Origin of the sequence: Bacillus sp. CD3-5, assembly GCF_006349665.1 — a bacterium.
Taxonomy (GTDB): Bacteria; Bacillota; Bacilli; order Bacillales; family Bacillaceae_G; genus Bacillus_A; species Bacillus_A paranthracis.
Window position 1 is genome coordinate 204,236 of sequence record NZ_VEPX01000008.1, and the last position, 22,777, is coordinate 227,012.

At 38.3% G+C, this 22,777-nt stretch carries 19 protein-coding genes, 2 rRNA genes and 1 riboswitch; of the genes, 3 read left to right on the forward strand and 18 right to left on the reverse strand.

Annotation, left to right across the window (positions count from 1 at the left end; genetic code table 11):
• Positions 1-39: 39 nt before the first annotated feature.
• Genes FH036_RS17130 through pcrB form a run of 4 tightly spaced genes read right to left on the reverse strand, consistent with a single transcriptional unit; the run spans position 40 to position 6,241 of the window.
• Positions 40-1,242: a CamS family sex pheromone protein gene (locus FH036_RS17130; RefSeq protein ID WP_000717042.1), complete on the reverse strand. Its 1,203-nt coding sequence runs from the start codon at positions 1,240-1,242 to the stop codon at positions 40-42.
• Between the two features lie 16 nt (positions 1,243-1,258).
• Entirely contained in the window at positions 1,259-3,268 is a 2,010-nt protein-coding gene (ligA, locus tag FH036_RS17135) for an NAD-dependent DNA ligase LigA (RefSeq protein ID WP_139896024.1), read from the reverse strand.
• Positions 3,269-3,283: 15 nt separating this feature from the next.
• Positions 3,284-5,539, reverse strand: coding sequence for a DNA helicase PcrA (gene pcrA / locus FH036_RS17140; protein ID WP_139896025.1), 2,256 nt, complete (start codon positions 5,537-5,539; stop codon positions 3,284-3,286).
• A gap of 12 nt (positions 5,540-5,551) precedes the next feature.
• Positions 5,552-6,241, reverse strand: a complete 690-nt coding sequence (pcrB, locus tag FH036_RS17145; protein WP_000272090.1) for a heptaprenylglyceryl phosphate synthase — start codon at positions 6,239-6,241, stop codon at positions 5,552-5,554.
• Positions 6,242-6,576: 335 nt separating this feature from the next.
• On the opposite strand from pcrB, the gene FH036_RS17155 reads away from it, so the two are divergent.
• The 3 genes from FH036_RS17155 (at position 6,577) to FH036_RS17165 (ending at position 8,190) form a co-directional block, all read left to right on the forward strand.
• Positions 6,577-6,954 (forward strand): YgaP family membrane protein, encoded by a 378-nt coding sequence (locus tag FH036_RS17155; RefSeq protein WP_000812349.1) that lies wholly within the window; start codon positions 6,577-6,579, stop codon positions 6,952-6,954.
• 209 nt (positions 6,955-7,163) lie between these two features.
• Positions 7,164-8,009: an SPFH domain-containing protein gene (locus FH036_RS17160; protein WP_000660683.1), complete on the forward strand. Its 846-nt coding sequence runs from the start codon at positions 7,164-7,166 to the stop codon at positions 8,007-8,009.
• Positions 8,010-8,025: 16 nt separating this feature from the next.
• Positions 8,026-8,190: a type II toxin-antitoxin system antitoxin gene (locus tag FH036_RS17165; RefSeq protein WP_001085171.1), complete on the forward strand. Its 165-nt coding sequence runs from the start codon at positions 8,026-8,028 to the stop codon at positions 8,188-8,190.
• Between the two features lie 37 nt (positions 8,191-8,227).
• Here the strand turns inward: FH036_RS17165 and purD are convergent, their stop codons facing one another.
• The 14 genes from purD to FH036_RS17235 form a co-directional block, all read right to left on the reverse strand.
• Complete coding sequence (gene purD, locus FH036_RS17170) at positions 8,228-9,499, reverse strand: phosphoribosylamine--glycine ligase (RefSeq protein ID WP_001101940.1); 1,272 nt, start codon at positions 9,497-9,499, stop codon at positions 8,228-8,230.
• Positions 9,500-9,620: 121 nt separating this feature from the next.
• On the reverse strand, positions 9,621-11,156 hold the full coding sequence (gene purH, locus FH036_RS17175; protein WP_000745404.1) for a bifunctional phosphoribosylaminoimidazolecarboxamide formyltransferase/IMP cyclohydrolase: 1,536 nt from the start codon (positions 11,154-11,156) through the stop codon (positions 9,621-9,623).
• A gap of 24 nt (positions 11,157-11,180) precedes the next feature.
• Positions 11,181-11,768, reverse strand: coding sequence for a phosphoribosylglycinamide formyltransferase (gene purN / locus FH036_RS17180; protein WP_000088582.1), 588 nt, complete (start codon positions 11,766-11,768; stop codon positions 11,181-11,183).
• A complete protein-coding gene (purM, locus tag FH036_RS17185) occupies positions 11,765-12,805 on the reverse strand; it encodes a phosphoribosylformylglycinamidine cyclo-ligase (RefSeq protein ID WP_001262432.1) in 1,041 nt (346 codons plus the stop codon). Before purM ends, purN begins: the two co-directional genes overlap by 4 nt.
• A gap of 102 nt (positions 12,806-12,907) precedes the next feature.
• A complete protein-coding gene (gene purF, locus FH036_RS17190; RefSeq protein WP_000879024.1) occupies positions 12,908-14,323 on the reverse strand; it encodes an amidophosphoribosyltransferase in 1,416 nt (471 codons plus the stop codon).
• Positions 14,308-16,527, reverse strand: coding sequence for a phosphoribosylformylglycinamidine synthase II (gene purL, locus FH036_RS17195; protein ID WP_000055576.1), 2,220 nt, complete (start codon positions 16,525-16,527; stop codon positions 14,308-14,310). The genes purF and purL overlap by 16 nt, the downstream gene beginning before the upstream one ends.
• Positions 16,511-17,194, reverse strand: coding sequence for a phosphoribosylformylglycinamidine synthase subunit PurQ (gene purQ / locus FH036_RS17200; RefSeq protein WP_000666779.1), 684 nt, complete (start codon positions 17,192-17,194; stop codon positions 16,511-16,513). Before purQ ends, purL begins: the two co-directional genes overlap by 17 nt.
• Positions 17,191-17,445 carry a phosphoribosylformylglycinamidine synthase subunit PurS gene (gene purS, locus FH036_RS17205; protein ID WP_000278826.1) on the reverse strand — a complete coding sequence of 85 codons (255 nt, stop codon included), beginning with the start codon at positions 17,443-17,445 and terminating at the stop codon, positions 17,191-17,193. The genes purQ and purS overlap by 4 nt, the downstream gene beginning before the upstream one ends.
• The gene (gene purC, locus FH036_RS17210; RefSeq protein ID WP_001170542.1) at positions 17,438-18,157 is read right to left on the reverse strand and encodes a phosphoribosylaminoimidazolesuccinocarboxamide synthase; all 720 of its coding nucleotides are present in this window, start codon (positions 18,155-18,157) and stop codon (positions 17,438-17,440) included. Before purC ends, purS begins: the two co-directional genes overlap by 8 nt.
• Before the next feature lie 88 nt (positions 18,158-18,245).
• Entirely contained in the window at positions 18,246-19,553 is a 1,308-nt protein-coding gene (gene purB / locus FH036_RS17215) for an adenylosuccinate lyase (protein ID WP_000625677.1), read from the reverse strand.
• Positions 19,550-20,701: a 5-(carboxyamino)imidazole ribonucleotide synthase gene (purK, locus tag FH036_RS17220; protein WP_000196794.1), complete on the reverse strand. Its 1,152-nt coding sequence runs from the start codon at positions 20,699-20,701 to the stop codon at positions 19,550-19,552. Before purK ends, purB begins: the two co-directional genes overlap by 4 nt.
• On the reverse strand, positions 20,698-21,183 hold the full coding sequence (purE, locus tag FH036_RS17225; RefSeq protein ID WP_000839371.1) for a 5-(carboxyamino)imidazole ribonucleotide mutase: 486 nt from the start codon (positions 21,181-21,183) through the stop codon (positions 20,698-20,700). The genes purK and purE overlap by 4 nt, the downstream gene beginning before the upstream one ends.
• A 110-nt stretch (positions 21,184-21,293) precedes the next feature.
• Positions 21,294-21,395: riboswitch (purine riboswitch) on the reverse strand.
• 580 nt (positions 21,396-21,975) lie between these two features.
• Positions 21,976-22,091: ribosomal RNA gene (gene rrf, locus FH036_RS17230) — 5S ribosomal RNA — on the reverse strand.
• A 49-nt stretch (positions 22,092-22,140) separates the two neighbouring features.
• A 23S ribosomal RNA gene (locus FH036_RS17235) occupies positions 22,141-22,777 on the reverse strand; the annotation flags it as partial.

The following is a 22,777-nucleotide window of genomic DNA, read 5'->3' on the forward strand; positions in this document are numbered from 1 at the left end:
AAGAAAAAAAGCCGTTCCATAAAGGAACGGCCCTTCTAATTAATCTAAAATTTTCACATACGGCTCATCTTGCTTCGCCTCACGTATAATAATCGCTTCTGGACGTTCTACAGATTTAATCGTTACTTGTACTTTCATATAATTCGGGAAGTATTCCATAACAAGCCCGGCTACATATTGTGTAAAGCCAATTATTTCTGCTTTCCCATTAAACTGGACAGGAATATCGAGCTTTATTTCTCTTAATTCATCGTCTCTATACATACCAGTACCGATAACAGCTGTATAGTCGCCTTGGAAATAATCGCTTAATTTTGCCTTGAAGTTTGATACTCTCGCCAGATCTTCACGTTTATTATCTGTTTTCGCTTGTTCAGATGGGAACAAATAATATTTCTCATTAATTTGTTTCCAATCCTCAACCGTTTCACTACCTTTTTCGACATTCGCATAAGAAACAAAGTTACCTGGCACGAGCGAAGACTTTGGAGCCTGACGATAAATCGCAAATGTTATCGGAACATTTTTTGCTTCAGACTTTTTTTCGTGCATAACTTTCAAGATTTCTTGCGCCATTTTTTTCCCTTCAGCTAACATTTTTTCTTGCTCAATTTTAGCCTCACGCGGATAACCATGCTCTTCCTCATAATAATGAACCGAATTCATCGCTAAGCCAACTACAATGCCTTGGAGCTCACCTTTCTCATCTTTCTCGTCTTTTTTCACATAATAATCATGCTCTAAAATATTCGAAATATATATTGGATTTTTTTTATTTTTTTCCTCTAATGATCCAGATCCTTCACCTAACGCTGGGTTTAAACCAATGTTTGGAAACTTAACTGCATCCTTTTTTAATTTGTCCTCTAGTTCTTTTTGTTCAGCAACTGTACGCTTTCTTTTAACAAGCATTTGTATAGTTTGAGCATCTAGAACATCTCCACCTTTAAAGAAATGTTCTTTCGTACTAAATGATTCTTTCGCAATACGCATTAATCCTGTTTCAAATTCATCTATATCAAGACGATTACTTACTCCTTGCACAACTAAGCCTCGTGCGTTTCCTCCCTCAAATGGAATAGTCGTCTTATAATATTCATCCGAAATAGAGTAATTCGGGACGATTGCTTGCTCTTTTGCTTTCCCCGATTTCTCAACCACTTTTTCATCTTTATCGGCACCTGCACTACACCCACTTACAAGTAGGCCAAGGCTTAATACCGCTAATGCTATTTTTTTCATGGTAAGTTTGCACCTCTTACTTATTTAGCTCTTGTAAGAACCTCTCTTCATTCCAAACCTCAACATTATGTTTCTCCGCTTGTGCTAATTTCGAACCTGCCGCTTCACCTGCAACAACTAAATCCGTGCTTTTACTAACACTTCCTGTTACTTTTCCACCTAATGCCTCAATCTTCTTCTTCGCTTCACTACGTCCCATCACTGCTAATTTCCCTGTTAAAACGACAGTTTTTCCTGCGAAGTACGACTCAACGTTTTGTAAATCAGCAATTTTCATGCCTTTATATGTCATGTTCACGCCGTATTCTTTAAATTGTTGTAATAACTCTAATACGTCTTCATTATCGAAATACGTTACTACGGATTGAGCCATTTTTTCACCAATTTCATTAATTGCTTTTAGTTCTTCTTCCGTTGCCTTCACAAGCGCATCCATCGTTTCGAAATGCTCTGCAAATGTACGTGCCGCTTTCGCTCCAACATGGCGAATACCAAGACCGAATAATAATCGCTCTAATGAGTTTTCTTTAGAATTCTCAATTGCTTGTACTAAATTCGTTGCTGATTTTTCTCCAAATCGTTCTAGCTGTAATAATTGCTCTTTCGTCAACGAATATAAATCAGCAAATGTACGAATATAATCTGCCTCAAAGAGTTGTGTAATGACACGTTCTCCAAGTCCATCAATATTCATTGCATTTCTTGAAACGAAATGGATTAACCCTTCTCGAATTTGAGCAGGACAAGTTGGATTTATACAACGAAGTGCTACCTCTTCTTCTAAACGAACTAGTTCACTCTCACATGCTGGGCAATGCGTTGGCATATGATATTCTTCTTCCTCACCAGTACGCTTATCGAAAATAACATTCACAACTTCAGGAATAATATCTCCAGCCTTCTTCACAACAACGTAGTCACCAATTCGAATATCTTTTTCACGAATTAAATCTTCGTTATGTAAAGAAGCACGACGAACGATCGTACCAGCCACTCGCACTGGCTCTAGCTCTGCAGTCGGTGTTACAACCCCTGTACGACCAACACTTAATTCAATGCCTGTTAATCTTGTTACAACTTCTTCAGCTGGGAATTTATAAGCAATTGCCCATCTTGGACTCTTTGCTGTAGTGCCTAGACTTTCTTGAAGAGCAACATCATCTACTTTTATAACGATCCCGTCAATCTCATAATCAAGATGCGGACGTTTTTCTTGCCATTCTTCTACATAAGCTATAACTTCTTCAATTGTTTCACATGTGCGTCGATTTGGATTTGTTTTGAATCCAAGTTCACCTAAGAAATCAAGCGATTCACTATGTGATAGGATTGTTTTTTCTTCTACATTCGCAAGACCGTATACAAACATAGATAAGTTACGCTTCGCTGCAATTTTCGGATCAAGTTGGCGGATTGAACCTGCTGCCGCATTACGCGGATTCGCAAATACATCTTCACCATTTTGCTCTTTTTCTTCATTTAACTTAACGAATGAACGCTTCGGCATATAAGCTTCGCCTCGTGCCTCTAACGTTACTTCTTCATTTAAACGAAGCGGGATTGCTTTAATCGTTTTTAAATTTTGGGTAATATCTTCACCTGTTACACCATCACCACGTGTTGCCCCTTGAATGAAGCGTCCTTTTTCATAATGAAGTGAAACAGCAAGTCCGTCAATTTTTAATTCGCATATATATCTTACATTCGCATCATCAATTCCTTGACGTACTCGTCGGTCAAAATCACGTAAATCTCCTTCGTTAAATGCATTTCCCAAACTTAACATCGGTGACTTGTGTGTTACTTTTTCAAATATATCAAGAACCGTTCCCCCAACGCGAACGGAGGGAGAATCTTCACTCATAAACTCTGGGTTCTCTGCTTCTAATTTTATAAGCTCCTGCATATTACGGTCATACTCCGCATCAGAAACAGAAGGATTGTCTAACACGTGATATTGATAGTTAAATGTATTTAACAAATCACGTAGTTCTTCTATACGTTTTTTTACTATCTCTTTTGACATATCCTCATTCCTTTCCTATTGTTTCGTCACAGGTGCAAATTTTGCTAACAAGCGTTTAACACCAATTGGGCTTGGGAACGCAATATCTAATTCTTTTGCATCACCTTCACCTTTTACACTTACAACTGTACCGATTCCCCATTTTTGGTGGGAAGCTTTATCGCCTACTGCCCAGCCGATTTGTTCGCCGCCTGTCGTCTTAGCTGCAGGACGCGCGAAAGCTGAGCGAGAACGTGTTGTAGTTGTAGTTGTAGTTGTCGTTTTACTGCTACTTGCCGTTCTTCCTTTTGCACCAAACGAAGTTTCACGCTTCGGCGCTGTTTCATTTAATGATTCTACTAGTTCTGTCGGGATTTCTGTAATGAATCGGGATGCGGCATTCATACTTGTTCTACCAAATAAAGTACGCATTTGTGCATTTGATAAATACAACTCTTCTTCTGCACGAGTAATACCTACATAAGCAAGACGACGCTCTTCTTGCATTTCATCTTCTTCCATTAGAGAACGAGTATGCGGGAATATTCCTTCCTCTAAACCAACAATAAAGACAACTGGGAATTCTAATCCTTTCGCTGAGTGCATCGTCATTAAAATAACTTCCTCACCAGCAGTTGGGTCTTCATCTACACGATCAATATCTGCAACAAGTGCTAAGTCTGTTAAGAATGCAACAAGGCTCTTATCTTCGCTTTGAGATTCAAATGTTTGCGTAACAGATAAAAACTCATCTAAGTTCTCTAGACGACCTTCCGCTTCTAACGTACGCTCGTTTTTCAACATGTCGCGATAGCCTGTTTTCTCAATAACTTCTTCTACCAATTCTGTAACAGATAAATACTCTTGCATATTTACCCAGTTGTGTAATAAACCTGCGAATTCTTTTACTGCCTTTGTAACCTTTGCACTTACTCCAACGTGCTCAATCTCATCGAATACAGCTGTTAATGAAATTCCATTTTGTACACCGTAATTAATAATTTTATCGATAGAAGTCGCACCAATTCCGCGCTTTGGCACGTTAATAATACGTGCGAAACTAATCTCATCATCTGGATTCCCAATTAAGCGTAAATACGCCAAAATGTCTTTAATCTCTTTACGGTCGTAGAACTTCGTACCGCCGACAATTTTGTAAGGAATATTAGATTTCAGGAAAATCTCCTCGACCATACGAGACTGCGCATTTGTACGATATAACACCGCAAAATCAGTATATTTTCGTTTTCCCATTTGAATATCGTCACGAATTTTTTTCGCAACAAAGTACGCCTCGTCCTTTTCCGTTGCAGCACGATAGTAAGAGATTTTGCTTCCAACTTCATTATCTGTCCATAATTTCTTCGGTTTACGATTCGTATTTCTTTCAATGACAGCATTCGCTGCATTTAAAATATTTTGTGATGAACGATAATTTTGTTCTAACAGAATAACTTGCGCATTCTCATAATCTTTTTCAAATGACAAAATGTTAGAAATGTCCGCACCACGCCAGCGATAAATTGACTGATCTGAGTCACCTACAACACATAAATTTTTAAAACGTGCTGCCAAATGTTTAACAAGAAGGTACTGCGCTTTGTTCGTATCTTGATACTCATCCACGTGAATATACTGGAATTTACGCTGATAAAACTCTAGTACTTCTGGAACACGTTCAAATAGTTGAATCGTCGTCATAATTAAATCATCAAAGTCTAATGAGTTATTTTTCAAAAGACGTTTTTGATATTCTGTATATACATCGCTCGTTAATTTTTCATATGGATCAGCAATTGTAATTTTCTTTGCATATTTATCCGCAGATAACAATTCATTTTTCGCATTACTAATACCAGCTAAAATAGAGCGCGGTTCAAATTTCTTCGGATCAATATTGCGCTCTTTCATAATTTTTTTGACTACAGTTAACTGATCACCTGAATCTAAAATTGTAAAGTTACGATTAATACCAATGCGATCGATATCACGTCGTAAAATACGTACACACATAGAGTGGAACGTAGAAATCCAAATATCTTCTGCTTCTGGTCCGACAAGTGTATCAATACGCTCGCGCATTTCACGAGCCGCTTTATTTGTAAAGGTAATAGCTAGTACATTCCATGGTGCTACTCCTTTTTCACCAAGTAAATACGCAATACGATGTGTTAACACACGTGTTTTACCACTGCCTGCGCCTGCCATTAATAGAAGTGGTCCGTTCGTTGTTTGTACTGCTTTTTGTTGCTGCGGATTTAAACCATTTAATAATCTATCTGTCATACTCATATATGCCTGCACCTACTCTCCTTTTACTGCTTTAACCGTTTTTAACGCTGCTTTTATATCATCATAAATAATATTTCCAACAACTACTGTATCAGCATACTGCGCCATTTCCTTCGCTTGTTCAGCATTAGAAATACCACCGCCATAATATAACTTAGCTTGTTTCAATTCTGCTTTCACATTTTTAACAAGTTCAACATCTCCATACGTACCGCTATATTCTAAATAAAATATCGGTAAACGTAATAGCTTGTCTGCTAAACGCGCGTATGCAATTACATCATCTTCTGTTACATCACACTTTGCATCTGTAAGCTGGGCTACTTTCGCTTCAGGATTTAAAACACAATATCCTTCCATAAAAATTTCGTCCCAATCCATAATATCCCCAAATTCTTTCAAAGCCTCATGATGAACGCCTGTTACCCATTCCACCTTTCGGCTATTTAAAACGCTTGGGATATAATAAAAATCGAATCCTGGTGTAATTGCTTCCACATCAGAAACCTCTAACACACAAGGAACTGCATATCTACGAATGCTAACTAGCATGTGTAGTACATTATCAATTGTCACCCCATCACTTCCGCCTACAATAACAGCATCTGTTCCAGACTCACAAATCATTTCTAAATGTTCGTCACTTAATTCCTTATTCGGATCAAGTTTAAATACATGTTTCCATCCGGAAATATCGTACATGAAAACACCCTTTCTTTTCTCAAGTTGTATATATTTCTGTTTAAAATAACAGTTTATTTTCATTAGGATTTTTTTAGTTCACCTTAAATATTTGTTTAAAGCGGAGAATTAAGCTTGAAATCCCCTGTTCCACATTTTTTAAACGCGAGGATTTAATTTTGAACTTCCTTTTATGCATTCTTTCATTATAACAAAAAAAGCTACTTACACACACGCACAATCCAACATCTTTTTCCACGTCAAATGTTGGATTACATATCCGAAAAATCAAAAGGGATACTAATAAAAGAAATAGTATTATCTATTTCAACTTTCATAAAAGGAGTGTTTTTCTAATGAAGCAAAATATCGGTACAATAAATGCCCTAATTCGAATTACACTCGGACTTGTCCTCTTCGGTTGTAGTGCAACGAAACTCGTGCGCAAACCTTGGTGCACTTGGTCTAACATTTTGCTATGGATTGGTGCAATGAAAGTTGCAGAGGGAATTGTTCGTTTCTGCCCTATTGTTGAAATGTGGAAATTCGGAAAATACATGAACATGGGGGCATTTAAAATGCCTAGCATGGATTTTGCTAAAAAGGGACATACTAAAGAAGAAGCGAATCAAACTTCCAATCACGACAAACCACAGTCAAATGGAAGTTATGACGCTTCTGACAAAGAGATTGAGTCAGCGATTGAAGATATAATCCTGGCAAAACCGCTTTGAATCATTTGTCACGATGCAAGATGCTCTCAAAGGGACTTAGCTGCTGCAGTGGGCGGTTAAGTCTTCTTTATTTTACCACGAAACAGAACGTACATTCTTATTTTAAGTATTTAAATATACATAATCAATAAAATTCAGAAAATTAGGTGTAAACCCCTTGCTTAAAATGATATAAAAGTGATATCATTTTTATATCAGGAGGCGATCATATGAAAGAAAAACAAGTATTTTACGTTAATGGTTTTCTTGGGATTATTGGAATTTTAATTTTAGCCGCTATCGGTGTATTTTTCCTTGTACAAGAAATTTTCATAGGAGCAGCATTAACTATTATTTTAGCTGCAGTTCTTGCTACAGGTATCGGGATTGTTCAGCCAAATCAAGCAAAAGTCATTACGTTTTTCGGTAATTATTTAGGAACAATTCGTCAAAACGGTTTATTTTTAACGATTCCGTTCGCGTTCCGTCAAACTGTATCGTTACGTGTTGAAAACTTTAATAGTAAAAAATTAAAAGTAAATGATGTCGACGGCAACCCAATTGAAATTGCAGCTGTTATCGTATATAAAGTTGTTGATTCTGCAAAAGCAATGTTCGGCGTCGAACATTATGATCGATTTGTAGAAATTCAAAGCGAAACGGCAATCCGCCACGTTGCAACGAAATATCCTTATGACAATTTTCAAGATGAAACTTGCATTACGTTACGTGGAAACACTGAAGAAATCTCTGAAGAATTAAAACGTGAGTTAGAAGCACGCCTTGAAATTGCTGGCGTAGAAGTATTAGAAACTCGTTTAACACATTTAGCTTACGCAACAGAAATTGCCCATGCAATGCTACAACGTCAACAAGCAAAAGCAGTATTAGCTGCTAGAAAAGAGATTGTTGAAGGTGCTGTGAAGATGGCCAAAGATTCAATCCATATGTTAGATGAAGAAGGCGTACTAGAACTCGATGACGAGCGTAAAGCAAATATGGTGAACAACTTATTAGTTGCCATCGTTTCAGACAAAGGTGCGCAACCAGTTATTAATACAGGAAGCCTATACTAAAAGGTTGTAAATCCTTATGGCTAAAAAGAAAAGCTTTCCATTACGTATTGATCCTGAATTACACGCAGTCATCGAAAAATGGGCGAATGATGAGTTTCGTAGCGTCAATGCACACATCGAATATTTACTTCGAGAAATGGCAAAGCAAAAAGGGAAATTAAAAAAGGATAAAGATGCATAAAAAATCCCGCTGAGGAATCAGCGGGATTTTTCACATATTAATTTCTCGTCATCTCATGCCCAATTGCACGATATCCTATATCACTTCGGTAAAATAGACCATCACTCTCAATTTTACCGATTTCTTTATATACTTTATCTTTTGCTTCTTGTAAACTATTCGCCTTACAAGCAACAAATAGTACACGACCACCGTTTGTCACAAAGTCACCATGTTTCATTGCTGTACCCGCATGGAAAACAATTACATCTTGCAATGCATCTAGCCCTTTAATAATTTCACCTTTTTTATATGCTTCCGGGTATCCTTTCGAAGCAAGCACAACACCAATTACCGATTCCTCTGACCATTGTAACGTTAACTCACTTTCATCTAATACAGCGTTACATACGTCCACTAAATCATTTTCTAAACGAGGTAATACAACTTCAGTTTCAGGATCGCCAAAACGTGCATTAAATTCAATTACCTTTGGACCATCATTTGTTAAAATAAGTCCCGCATATAAAATTCCTGTAAACGATCGATTTTCTTGGATCATCGCTTTAGCAGTTGGATGTAACACCGTTTCAATCGCCTCTTGAACTGCTGACTCCGAAATTTGTGGTACTGGAGAATATGCACCCATTCCGCCAGTATTTGGACCTTTATCACCATCAAAAGCTCGTTTATGATCTTGTGCAATTACCATCGGATGTACAGTTGTTCCATTCACAAATGCCATTAATGAAAATTCTTGTCCATCTAAAAACTCTTCAATAACAACTTTCTTACTCGCTTCCCCGAACTTTACATCTTGCAGCATTTCTTTCACAGCTTGTAATGCCTCTTCAAGTGTCATTGCTACCGTTACACCTTTACCAGCCGCTAAACCGTCTGCCTTAATAACAATTGGTGCACCAACCTTTTCAATGTACTTTACTGCTTCTTCATAGTCTGTAAAAGTTTCGTACGCTGCAGTTGGAATATTATATTTTTTCATAAGCTCTTTTGTAAAAGCTTTACTACCTTCAATAACAGCAGCCGCTTGATTCGGACCAAATACGCGAAGTCCCTCTTCTTTAAAACGATCAACAATTCCATTCATAAGTGGAATTTCTGGTCCAACGAAAGTTAACTCAATATGATTCTCTTTCGCAAATAAAACTAATGCATCAAAATCATTTTCATCAATATCAATTGGTGTTGCAACATCACGCATACCTTCATTACCTGGTGCTACATATACCTTTTCTACTTTTTCAGATTGTGCAAACTTCCAAGCTAAAGCATGCTCACGCCCACCGCGTCCAATTACTAAAACATTCATATTTCATCCCCCAATATTTAAATAAGTACAAACTAGAAGCTATGCTCCTAGTTTGTTTTTTCATATCAATCAAAGTTTAAAAAGGAAGGTTATCTTAACCGGACTTTTTAAACTTCCTCTATTAGTGTTTGAAATGACGTACGCCAGTGAACACCATAGCAATCCCATACGTATCCGCCACTTTAATAGAATCTTCGTCACGGATTGATCCGCCTGGTTGAATGATTGCTGTAATCCCTGCTTTTGCTGCTTCTTCCACTGTATCTGGCATTGGGAAGAAAGCATCAGATGCAAGTGCGCTACCTTGTGCTTTTTCACCAGCTTGTGTAATTGCGATTTTTGCAGAACCTACACGGTTCATCTGTCCAGCACCGACACCAATTGTCATATCATCTTTTGCTAAAACAATTGCATTTGATTTCACATGCTTTACAACTTTCCAAGCTAATTTTAAATCTTTCCATTCTTGCTCTGAAGGTTCACGTTTCGTTGGAATTGAAATTGTACTTTCATCTAATGATAACGTATCTTCCTCTTGAACGAGAAGGCCACCTTGTACAGAAGTTAATTTTTTGCTTGCGCTTGTCGCCTTTTCAATATTTACAGTTAATAAACGTAAGTTTTTCTTACTTTGTAACACTTCTAAAGCTTCTTTCGAGAAAGAAGGTGCGATAATAATCTCTAAGAAAATTTCGTGTAACTTTTCAGCTGTAGCTTTATCAATTTCACGATTCGCTGCAATAATGCCTCCAAAAATGGATACTGGATCCGCTTCATAAGCACGTGTGTATGCTTCATGAATATCCGTACCTACTCCAACACCACATGGATTCATATGTTTTACTGCTACTACTGCTGGTTCTGTAAATTCTTTCACGATACTAAGCGCTGCATCTGCATCGTTAATATTGTTATACGATAATTCTTTGCCATGTAATTGTTCTGCGTATGCAACAGAAGAAGTTGCTGCGAATGGCGCTTTATAGAAAGTTGCTTTTTGATGTGGGTTCTCGCCATAACGTAAATCTTGCTTTTTCTCAAATGTCACAGTTAATGTTTCAGGACTTTCTTCACCCATTTGCTCTGTTAAGTAGTTAGAGATTAACGCATCATATGCTGCTGTATGGCGGAATACTTTCGCTGCTAATTTACGTTTCGTTTCTTCTTTTACTTCACCGTTCTCTTTCAGTTCTGCTAATACAACATCGTAATCTACTGGATCTACAATTACCGATACAAATTTGTGATTTTTCGCAGCAGAGCGAATCATTGTTGGGCCACCAATATCAATATTTTCAATTGCATCAGCAAATGTTACATCAGGCTTAGCGATTGTTTCTTTGAATGGGTATAAGTTAACGACAACAAAATCAATTGGCTCTATACCTAACTCGTTCATTTGTGCTACATGCGTTTCATTATCGCGAACTGCTAATAGACCACCATGAATATTTGGATGTAATGTTTTCACACGACCATCCATGATTTCTGGGAAACCAGTTACTTCAGAAATACCGATTACTTGTAAGCCGTTTTCTTCTAGTAATTTTTTTGTACCGCCTGTTGATATAACTTCGATCCCTTGTTCTAGTAAACCTTTAACAAATTCTACTACTCCTGTTTTATCTGAAACACTTACTAATGCACGCTTTTTCATTTACCCTTCACCCCTGATTGTATGTTAGTTAACAGTTGGTTCTTTCGTAGATTGAACAATTTGATTCACTGTATTTACGTATAACTTATGTTCAACTTGTTGAATTTTCGTTTGTAAGCTTTCTCTCGTATCCCCTTCAGAAACAACTACTGCTTCTTGTGCAATAATTGGCCCTGTATCCATACCTGCGTCTACATAATGAATCGTTACTCCAGTTACTTTCACACCTGCTTCTAACGCTTGACCAACAGCATCTTTCCCTGGAAAACTCGGTAATAGTGATGGATGAATATTAATAATCCTTCCGCCGTAAGCTTCTAGTAAAGTTGGTCCAATTAAACGCATATATCCGGCTAAAATAACATAATCAATTTCATACTCTTCTAGCTTCTTTAATATCTCTTTTTCAAACGCTTCTTTTGACTCATATGCTTTCGCTGAAAAAGCGAAACACGGGATATGATGATAATGTGCTCGCCCAACAGCGCGTGCTTCTGGTTTATCACATACTAATAAACTAATTTCCGCATCCAATCTTTTTTCTTCTACTGCATTAACGAGAGATTGAAAGTTAGATCCGCTTCCAGAAGCAAAAACTGCTAATCTACTCATAGCGCTGTGCCTCCATTAAAAGTAACGCCAGCTCCTTGTACAGTGCGTCCAATAATACGAGCAGTTTCTCCTTGCTCTTCAAGAAGACGAACAACATCTTTTGCATCTTCTTCCTTCACCGCTACTACCATACCAATACCCATGTTAAAAATATTGAACATTTCTTTCTCTTCCAACTTGCCAACTTCTTGAAGTAAACTAAAGATCGGCTGAATTTCCCAAGATCCTAATTCAATTTCTGCACCGATTCCTTCTGGTAACATACGTGGAATATTTTCAATGAATCCGCCACCTGTAATATGTGCCATACCGTATACTTCATATTTCTTCAATAGTTCTAAAATAGGTTTGACATAAATTTTCGTTGGTTTTAATAATTCTTCACCAAGAGGTAGCTCTAAGCGTCCGTAAATGCGATCTAAAGATAGTTCTCCATCTTCTAGTAATACTTTTCGTACTAAAGAATAACCGTTACTATGAATACCGCTAGATGCTAAGCCAATTAATACGTGACCAGCTTCAATTTTTTCACCTGTTACAATTTTCTTTTTATCAACGATCCCAACTGTAAAACCAGCTAAATCGTATTCTTCTGTAGAATACATTCCTGGCATTTCAGCTGTTTCTCCACCAATTAAAGCACAGCCTGCTTGGCGACAGCCCTCTGATATACCTTTGACGATGTTTTCAATTTTACTAGGTTCAGCTTTACCACAAGCAATATAATCAAGAAAGAAAAGCGGCTCTGCTCCTTGCACAACAATATCATTTACACACATTGCAACCGCATCAATACCAATTGTGTCATGTTTATCTGCCATAAAAGCGAGCATCAATTTCGTTCCCACGCCATCTGTTCCAGATACTAATACAGGTTCTTCTAATGCAAATTTTGATAGGTCAAACATACCTCCAAAACCGCCTAAACCGCCTAGTACTTCTTTTCTCATTGTTGTTTGTACGTGTTTTTTCATGCGAGATACCGCTTCATATCCAGCTTCAATATCTACTCCTGCTTGCTTATATGCATTCGCCATCGTTATCTACACCTCGTCTTTTAATTTCTCCCTATCCTGTGCGGGCCGTTTTAAGAAAGAAGCTAGCTTCTACATCAAAAAGAAGTAGAAGCTTTTTTCTTCTTATTTTATACTTTCTAAAAGCTCTTGCTCATAATCATAAAGAGCTGTTGGATAATCTCCATTGAAGTACGCCATACATAGGCCACCGTATTTCCCTTCATATGGACGTCCAATTGCATCTACTAATCCATCTTCACTTAAAAATGTTAATGAGTCTGCACCAATCATTTCACGAATTTCTTCTACCGTATGATTTGCTGCAATTAATTCTTTTCTCGTTTGAATATCAATGCCATAGAAACATGGATATTTCAAAGGTGGTGAAGCTATTCTTACGTGAACTTCTGTCGCTCCAGCCTCGCGAAGCATACGAACAATTCGTTTACTCGTTGTTCCTCGTACGATAGAATCATCAATCATAACAACTCGTTTCCCTTCAACTACACCTCTTACTGCTGAAAGCTTCATCTTAACCCCTTGCTCTCGCAGTTCCTGAGAAGGTTGAATAAACGTACGTCCAACGTAACGATTTTTAATTAATCCTAACTCATATGGAATGCCTGTCGCCTCCGCATAACCAATTGCTGCTGAAATGCTAGAGTCTGGTACACCAGTAACAACATCAGCTTCAATAGGAGCTTCTGCCGCCAAACGTTTCCCCATGTTTTTACGTGCTGCATGGACATTAACACCAGCGATATTTGAATCTGGGCGTGCGAAGTAAATGTATTCCATACTGCAAATTGCATGTTCTACATCATTTGTAAAACGATCTACGTGAATTCCTTCATCATTAATGATAAGTAATTCACCCGGTTCTACATCACGAATGTATGTTGCACCTACTACATCAAAAGCACATGTTTCAGACGCTACAACGTAAGCATCTCCCATCTTTCCAATTGAAAGGGGACGGAATCCATTTGGATCTAGCGCAACAATCATTTCATTTCCAGTTAGTAAAAGATATGCAAACGCACCTTTCACTTTATTTAGAGCTTCTTTTACACTTTCAATTAACGAATCTTTCGTACTACGTTTAATAAGATGTAAAAGTACTTCTGTATCTGAACTTGTTTGAAAAATACTTCCCTCTGCCTCTAATTCACGGCGAAGCATTTTTGCATTAATTAAATTCCCGTTATGAGCTAATGCCATACTATGATCAGAAAAACGGAATAGTAATGGTTGAACGTTAGCCACTTCACTTCCACCAGCCGTCGCGTATCGTACGTGTCCGATTGCTGATTTTCCGTTCAATCCTTCTAGCTCTCCTCTTGAAAACACTTCTGATATTAAGCCTAACCCCTTGTGACCGACGATTTTTTCTCCATTATTTACGACAATGCCTGCGCCTTCTTGTCCACGGTGCTGTAAACTGTGCAATCCGTAGTATGAAACTTGTGCCGCATTTTCATGCCCCCAAATTCCGAAAACGCCACATTCTTCGTTTAACCCCTTTATTTCAGCAAGCATGGGATTGCCCCTTTCCAAGCCTTTCTCATTTCATCTACATTTGCTGTAAGTAACACTTCATTTTCTTCATTATGAATTGTCACTTCATTTGTATTTGTTACTTCTCCAACTTGAATTGCTTCTACCGCTTTCTCAAACGCTTCTTTATTTTCACGTTTTACAGTTATCACGAAGCGAGATTGTGATTCCGCAAATAATGCCGCTGTTGCTTCCCCGTCTAATTTCACAGTAGCACCTAAGCCGTTAGCACCAATTGCACTTTCTGAAATCGCAACTGCTAAACCACCTTCAGCAACGTCATGTGCAGATTGAACAAGGCCAGCTTGAATTGCTGCTAATACTTGTTTTTGACGTTTTAATTCTACGTCTAGATCGATACTTGGTGATTTGCCGAAAATTTTGCCGTGAAGCATTTTCTGTAATTCACTTCCACCAAACTCAGCTTTCGTCTCTCCGATAACATAAACTAAATCGCCAGCTTGCTTAAACTCTTGTGTTGTTACATGTTTTAAATCGTGTACAAGTCCAACCATCCCAACTGTCGGTGTTGGGTATACCGCTTCACCACTACGTTCGTTATACATTGATACATTTCCGCCAATAACTGGTGTTTGTAATGTGCGACAAGCTTCACTCATACCATCTACTGATTTCTCAATTTGCCAGAAGATTTCTGGTTTTTCTGGGTTACCGAAGTTTAAGCAATCTGTAATTGCAAGTGGCTCCCCGCCAGAACATACGATATTACGTGCTGCCTCTGCTACTGCAATTTTACCGCCCATTTCTGGATCTAAATAAATGTAGCGAGAGTTACAGTCTGTCGTCATTGCTAATCCTTTTTCTGTACCGCGTACACGTACAACCGCTGCATCTGAACCTGGTGTAACAACTGTGCTTGTGCGAACTTGATAATCATATTGATCATAAACCCACTCTTTACTTGCAATCGTCGGTTGTTGTAATAGAGCGAATAGCGTTTCTTTATAATTTTCTACTTTTGGTGTTTCCATTTTCATCTGCTGGAATTCAGCAAAGTATGCTGCTTCTTTTGATGGTTTATGATAAATTGGCGCTTCTTCTGCAAGGGCATCTGCTGGCACTTCAGCTACCATTTCACCTTTATGGAATAAACGAAGCATTTTGTCTTCCGTTACTTTCCCCATCGTAACGGCTGCAAGACCATACTTCTCAAATAAATCTACTATTTCTTGCTCTCTACCTTTTTTCACAACTATTAGCATACGCTCTTGTGATTCAGATAGCATCATTTCATATGGTGTCATTCCTGTTTCACGCTGTGGTACATCATCTAAGTACATTTCAATACCCATTCCTGCTTTACTTGCCATTTCTGCAGAAGATGATGTTAAACCAGCTGCCCCCATATCTTGAATTCCAACAAGTGCATCTGATTGAATAAGTTCTAAGCAAGCTTCAATAAGAAGTTTCTCCATAAATGGGTCTCCTACTTGAACTGCTGGACGCTTCGCTTCTGAGCTTTCAGATAACTCTTCAGATGCGAATGTTGCACCGTGAATACCGTCACGACCAGTTGATGCTCCTACGTACATTACTGTATTTCCAGCACCGTGCGCTTGCCCTTTTTTAATATCTTCGTGGTTAATTAAGCCTACACACATTGCATTTACAAGTGGATTTCCTTCATAACATGGATCGAACTGTACTTCGCCGCCAACAGTCGGAATACCGATACAGTTACCGTATCCTGCAATCCCTGCTACTACTTCTTCGAATAAATATTTCACACGTGGTGATTGTAATTCCCCAAATCGAAGTGAGTTTAATAGAGCTACTGGACGTGCTCCCATAGAGAATACGTCACGGATAATACCACCAACGCCTGTTGCTGCTCCTTGATATGGTTCAATAGCAGAAGGATGGTTATGGCTTTCCATTTTAAATACAACCGCTTGATTATCACCGATATCTACAATTCCAGCACCTTCCCCAGGTCCTTGCAAGACGCGCTCACCTGTTGTTGGGAATTTTCTAAGCACTGGTTTTGAATTTTTATAACTACAATGTTCTGACCACATTACAGAGAATAAACCTGTTTCTGTATAATTTGGCAGACGACCTAAAATCTTTTCAACCATGGCAAACTCTTCGTCTGTTAGCCCCATTTCCGCATATATGCGCTCTTCTTTAATTTGTGTTGGATTTGGTTCAAGCATTAACGACATATGTTTCCCTCCACTGTTTTAAGATAGATTGAAAGACTTTTAACCCTTCAGCACCGCCAAGTAGTTCATCTACAGCACGCTCTGGGTGTGGCATCATACCAAGTACATTTCCTTTTTCATTTACAATACCAGCAATATCTGAAACGCTTCCGTTCGGGTTTTCTACGTAACGAAATGCGATTTGATTATTCTCTTCTAATTGTTTAAGAGTCTCTTCATCACAATAGTAATTCCCCTCACCATGTGCAATTGGAATATTGATTACTTCATCTTTTTCATATTGTGATGTAAACATCGTTTCATTATTTTCAACACGTAACTGAACTGTTCGACACATAAATTTTAAGTTTTCATTTCTCATTAATGCTCCTGGTAATAATCCTGATTCAACAAGAATCTGGAATCCATTACATACACCTAAAATTGGCTTTCCTTGCTCAGCAGCTTTTTGTACTGCTTTCATTGCATTTGCAAAGCGAGAAATAGCACCGCAGCGTAAGTAGTCACCGTAAGAGAAACCACCTGGTAGTAGAATTGCATCATATTCATCTAAATTCTCTGTATCGTGCCAAACGTAATCTACTTCTTCGCCAAGCTCATCTTTAATTGCATGGAACATATCGACATCACAGTTCGAACCTGGAAATACTATTACGGCAAATTTCACTGTGCGACAACCTCCTCAACTTCATAACGGAAGTCTTCCATTACAACGTTTGCTAATAGTTTTTCACACATTTCCTTTACCTTGCTATCTAAGTCAGTTACCGATTTATCAATTGTTAGTTCCATGTATTTTCCAATTCGAACATCCTGTACTTCTGTGAATGAAAGGCTATGAAGTGCTCCTTTTACTGCTGTTCCTTGTGGATCTAATACGCTTTCTCTTAATGTTACATATACCTTAACTTTATACATGTGAAATTCCCCCTAAACGTTTTAAAATCTCTTCATAAGCATCTGTTAAATTTCCAAGATCACGACGGAATACGTCTTTATCAAACTTCTCATTGCTCGTTTCATCCCATAAACGGCAAGTATCTGGTGAAATTTCATCTGCTAAAATGATTTCTCCTTCATCCGTTACACCAAACTCTAATTTGAAATCTACTAATCTTACACGACAGCTTGCGAAATGATCAATCAACACTTGATTGATTTGTAGAGCCATATCTCGTAATACGCTTACTTGCTCTGGCGATGCAACGTTTAATACACGAATATGATCTTCCGTTACAAGCGGATCTCCTAAATCATCATCTTTGAAGTAAAATTCTACGATTGGTTCTGCAAGTACAGTTCCCTCTTCCATTCCTAATCGTTTTGAAAGACTTCCTGCAATTACATTTCTTGTGACAACTTCTAAAGGAATAATACTCACTTTTTTAACAAGTTGTTCTGTTTCAGATAGCTTCTCAACAAAGTGTGTTTTAATTCCTACTTCTTGTAACTTTCTGAACAATAAAGTTGTAATCTCATTGTTCAAACGACCTTTTCCTGTAATCGTCTCTTTTTTCTCCCCATTGAAAGCAGTCGCACTATCTTTGTACTCTACCCAAACCATATCTGCTGATTCTGTACGATAAATTCTTTTTGCCTTACCTTCATACAGCAATTCTAGCTTTTGCATTTCGCAAGCCCCCTGTAGTTTGAAAAATGTGAATAATTTTTTTATAAAGAATGGCACAGAATGACTCTATTCTGTGCCATATGAAATTTTACGCTTCGTTTAATCCGAGGCGTTCAAAGATTGTATCAACGTGTTGCATATGATGCTCATAGTTGAAGCATTCATTAATTTCTTCTTGTGTTAACTTGCTCGTAATACGCTCATCAGCTTCTACAAGCTCTTTAAATTGTACTTGTGTTTCCCACGCTTCCATCGCTTTAGGTTGTACGATATCGTAAGCTTCTTCACGCACCATACCTTTATCGATTAATGTAAGCATTACGCGCTGAGAATAAATTAAGCCGTATGTTCTTGTCATATTGCGTTTCATATTCTCTGGGTATACAGTTAAGTTTTTAACGATATTACCAAAGCGATTTAGCATGTAATTTAACGCGATTGTAGCATCTGGTAAAATTACGCGTTCTGCTGAAGAATGAGAAATATCACGCTCATGCCATAATGGAACATTCTCATAAGCTGTCATCATATAACCGCGGATAACACGAGCTAAACCAGTCATATTTTCAGATCCAATTGGATTACGCTTATGCGGCATTGCAGAAGAACCTTTTTGACCTTTTGCGAAAGCTTCTTCAACTTCACGTGTTTCACTCTTTTGTAAACCACGAATCTCAACTGCCATCTTTTCGATAGACGTTGCGATTAATGCAAGTGTTGACATGTAATGAGCATGGCGATCACGTTGCAATGTTTGTGTTGAAATTGGTGCTGCTTCTAATCCTAAGTTTTCACAAACATACTTTTCTACGAATGGATCGATATTTGCATATGTACCAACCGCACCAGATAATTTACCAACACGAACTGTATTAGCAGCTTGTTTGAAACGCTCTACGTTACGTTTCATTTCTTCATACCAAAGACCAAGTTTTAAACCGAATGTTGTTGGTTCTGCATGAACACCGTGTGTTCTTCCCATCATGATCGTGTATTTATGCTCTTTTGCTTTATTAGCTAAAATACTTACGAAGTTTTCTAAGTCTTTTAATATGATTTCATTCGCTTGTTTTAAGATATAAGATAACGCTGTATCTACTACGTCTGTAGATGTTAAACCGTAATGAATCCATTTACGTTCCTCGCCTAATGCTGGTGTTTCTGATACAGCACGAGTGAATGCAACTACGTCATGACGTGTCTCTTTTTCAATTTCATAAATACGATCAATATCAAATGATGCATGCTCACGAATTTTCTTAACATCTTCTTTCGGAATATCGCCAAGCTCAGCCCATGCTTCACAAGCTAAAATCTCAACTTCTAACCATGCTTTAAATTTGTTCTCTTCCGTCCAAATTGCACCCATTTCTGGGCGTGTATAACGACTAATCATCTTTTTCCCTCCAACAGTTGTTCTTGATGGTCCCAAATATGCAAACTCTTCGCTTTTTCTAGAGCGACTTCAATATTATCATTTAAAATATTAACATGCCCCATTTTTCGCTGCGCTTTTGCTTCTTCTTTTCCATACAAGTGTAAATAGCACCCGGTTAATCTATTCACTTGTCTTAGGACCCCTTCTATATGTTCGCCTAAAATGTTTACCATGACAACTGGTTTTAACAAATTTGTTTCTCCAAGAGGTAAATTACAGATTGCTCGAATATGTTGGCCGAATTGACTCGTTTCACATGCATCCTGTGTATAGTGTCCTGAATTGTGAGGTCTTGGTGCTAATTCATTAATGTAAATCTTACCATCAGCTGTAACAAACATCTCTACCGCTAGTGTTCCCACAAGTCCTAGTTCATCCGCAAGCACTTTTGCATAAGCAATAGCTTTTTGAGAAAGTTCTTCTGTAATGCGAGCCGGAACGATGGATTCATGCAAAATGTTATTTACATGAATATTTTCCGCTACCGGAAATACTTTCGTTTCACCACTTACACTACGAATGACAATAACTGATACTTCTTTTTCAAAAGGCACCCATTTCTCTAAAATACACTCTGCTGCATTCGCAAGCTCTCGCGCTGTATCAACGTCATCCTCACTTCTTAAAACAACTTGCCCTTTCCCATCATATCCGCCTGTCGTCGTTTTTAAGACGGAAGGATATGATAATTCAGCGATTGCTTCAGTAAGCTGATCTTGATTTTGAACTAATCTATACGTTGCTACTGGTAATCCTGCTTTCTCAATCGCATTCTTTTCTGTAAAACGATTTTGTGTTTTACTTAACAACTGACTGCCTTGCGGTAAGTAAGCATGTTTTTCAAGCCATTGTAAACATCTATAATCAATATTCTCAAATTCATATGTGACAACATCACTGATCTCCGCTAAATGCTGAATTGCTTTTAAATCGTCATATGATGCAACAATTTCAATATCAGCAACTTGTGCACATGGTGAGTTTTTTGTAGGATCTAAAACAGCAATTTTATATCCCATCTCCTTAGCTGCCAATGCCATCATTCTTCCTAGCTGGCCGCCTCCAATAATACCGATTGTTTTTCCAGGTAAAATGATTCTCGTCATACTAGCTCACTACCTTCGCGCACATCTTTTTCAATTGCTTCTCTTCTCAATTCTAATGCATCATATATGTCATCATGGAATGATCCAAGTATTTGTGCAGCAAGTAAACCAGCATTTGTTGAACCAGCCTTACCAATTGCAACAGTTGCAACTGGAACCCCTCCTGGCATTTGGACGATGGATAATAATGAATCTAAGCCGTTTAACGCTTTTGATTGAACTGGAACTCCGATTACAGGAAGATTCGTCTTCGCTGCAACCATTCCTGGTAAATGCGCTGCTCCACCAGCTCCAGCAATAATAACTTTCAATCCACGTTCACGAGCCGTCTCTGCATATTCAAACATATAATCCGGAGTCCGATGAGCGGATACAACTTTTTTCTCATACGGTATATTTAATTCATCTAAAATGTCACAAGCATATTTCATTGTTTCCCAGTCTGACGTGCTTCCCATTATGACTCCAACTAGTGATTTCATATTAGAATCCCCCCGATTCAAATAAAAAAAGCCTGAAATAGAACATTTTCTCTTTTACTATGAGAGAAAGCGCTCTACTCAGGCATACGTATCCCTTGTGAATAGAAAAATACCGAGTGACTTTCCCTCATAGTCTAACGAATAACGGTCGTTAGGTAGAGACTTGCAGGCCATATCCCCGCGATTATATGAGGTCTTATATATTATTCTTTCTATGGCTATATTAACAATATTTCATAAACAATGTCAACAAATAATCGAATGTTTTTTTATTACTCATCAATAACGTTCGTGTTTTAGTTATATTCAAAAGAATAATTGTAACTATATGCAAGAAGGATAAGCAATTAGAATATATATTTCTAGAGATCTACCATACACAAAACGGTTTGTATATTAATTCCGTATGCTTTTATATAAAGTGAAACTTTAATCAACCTTCAACAATCGGGCTTTTACGGGCAGTTGATCCCACACCTAGCTTCTTTGCTTCCGCTGAAATTTGAGGTGGGGGTCTTACTGCCCGTTAATGCGGAATAAAGCATATCGTTTCTATTCCTTTGTATCGCATTCATTACTGTAATGATTGAATACTTATTTTCATTCTTATATCATCCCGCTTTTCTTACTCTCATTATGTAAAATATATACTTGTAGTAAGAAATAACAGTTACCCTCAATAGCCTCATTTTCATTCTTTTCTCTCATTACGATTACTAAATTTACGGATTATGACATTTGATATATAAAAATAAACACAAAAAAACCTAAGTCGAAACGACTTAGGTTTTTGCTTGGCGACGTCCTACTCTCACAGGGACAAGGTCCCAACTACCATCGGCGCTAGAGAGCTTAACTTCCGTGTTCGGTATGGGAACGGGTGTGACCTCTCTGCCATCATCACCAAACTATTGAAGGCATATTCCTTCAAAACTAGATAACATTGCTACATATTATATGGTTAAGTCCTCGATCTATTAGTATTCGTCAGCTCCACATGTCACCATGCTTCCACCTCGAACCTATCAACCTGATCATCTTTCAGGGATCTTACTAGCTTACGCTATGGGAAATCTCATCTTGAGGGGGGCTTCATGCTTAGATGCTTTCAGCACTTATCCCTTCCGCACATAGCTACCCAGCTATGCCCTTGGCAGAACAACTGGTACACCAGCGGTGCGTCCATCCCGGTCCTCTCGTACTAAGGACAGCTCCTCTCAAATTTCCTACGCCCACGACGGATAGGGACCGAACTGTCTCACGACGTTCTGAACCCAGCTCGCGTACCGCTTTAATGGGCGAACAGCCCAACCCTTGGGACCGACTACAGCCCCAGGATGCGATGAGCCGACATCGAGGTGCCAAACCTCCCCGTCGATGTGGACTCTTGGGGGAGATAAGCCTGTTATCCCCGGGGTAGCTTTTATCCGTTGAGCGATGGCCCTTCCATGCGGAACCACCGGATCACTAAGCCCGACTTTCGTCCCTGCTCGACTTGTAGGTCTCGCAGTCAAGCTCCCTTATGCCTTTGCACTCTACGAATGATTTCCAACCATTCTGAGGGAACCTTTGGGCGCCTCCGTTACACTTTAGG

Coding starts and splice junctions, on each gene's coding strand:
- purE (WP_000839371.1), bottom strand. CDS start 21,183: ATGAAATCACTAGTTGGAGTCATAATGGGAAGCACGTCAGACTGGGAA.
- purM (WP_001262432.1), bottom strand. CDS start 12,805: ATGGCGAATGCATATAAGCAAGCAGGAGTAGATATTGAAGCTGGATAT.
- pcrA (WP_139896025.1), bottom strand. CDS start 5,539: ATGAGTATGACAGATAGATTATTAAATGGTTTAAATCCGCAGCAACAA.
- FH036_RS17155 (WP_000812349.1), top strand. CDS start 6,577: ATGAAGCAAAATATCGGTACAATAAATGCCCTAATTCGAATTACACTC.
- ligA (WP_139896024.1), bottom strand. CDS start 3,268: ATGTCAAAAGAGATAGTAAAAAAACGTATAGAAGAACTACGTGATTTG.
- FH036_RS17160 (WP_000660683.1), top strand. CDS start 7,164: ATGAAAGAAAAACAAGTATTTTACGTTAATGGTTTTCTTGGGATTATT.
- purB (WP_000625677.1), bottom strand. CDS start 19,553: ATGATTAGTCGTTATACACGCCCAGAAATGGGTGCAATTTGGACGGAA.
- FH036_RS17165 (WP_001085171.1), top strand. CDS start 8,026: ATGGCTAAAAAGAAAAGCTTTCCATTACGTATTGATCCTGAATTACAC.
- FH036_RS17130 (WP_000717042.1), bottom strand. CDS start 1,242: ATGAAAAAAATAGCATTAGCGGTATTAAGCCTTGGCCTACTTGTAAGT.
- purD (WP_001101940.1), bottom strand. CDS start 9,499: ATGAATGTTTTAGTAATTGGACGCGGTGGGCGTGAGCATGCTTTAGCT.
- purS (WP_000278826.1), bottom strand. CDS start 17,445: ATGTATAAAGTTAAGGTATATGTAACATTAAGAGAAAGCGTATTAGAT.
- purL (WP_000055576.1), bottom strand. CDS start 16,527: ATGTCGTTAATGCTTGAACCAAATCCAACACAAATTAAAGAAGAGCGC.
- purF (WP_000879024.1), bottom strand. CDS start 14,323: ATGCTTGCTGAAATAAAGGGGTTAAACGAAGAATGTGGCGTTTTCGGA.
- purH (WP_000745404.1), bottom strand. CDS start 11,156: ATGAAAAAGCGTGCATTAGTAAGTGTTTCAGATAAAACAGGAGTAGTA.
- pcrB (WP_000272090.1), bottom strand. CDS start 6,241: ATGTACGATATTTCCGGATGGAAACATGTATTTAAACTTGATCCGAAT.
- purK (WP_000196794.1), bottom strand. CDS start 20,701: ATGACGAGAATCATTTTACCTGGAAAAACAATCGGTATTATTGGAGGC.
- purN (WP_000088582.1), bottom strand. CDS start 11,768: ATGAGTAGATTAGCAGTTTTTGCTTCTGGAAGCGGATCTAACTTTCAA.
- purC (WP_001170542.1), bottom strand. CDS start 18,157: ATGCAAAAGCTAGAATTGCTGTATGAAGGTAAGGCAAAAAGAATTTAT.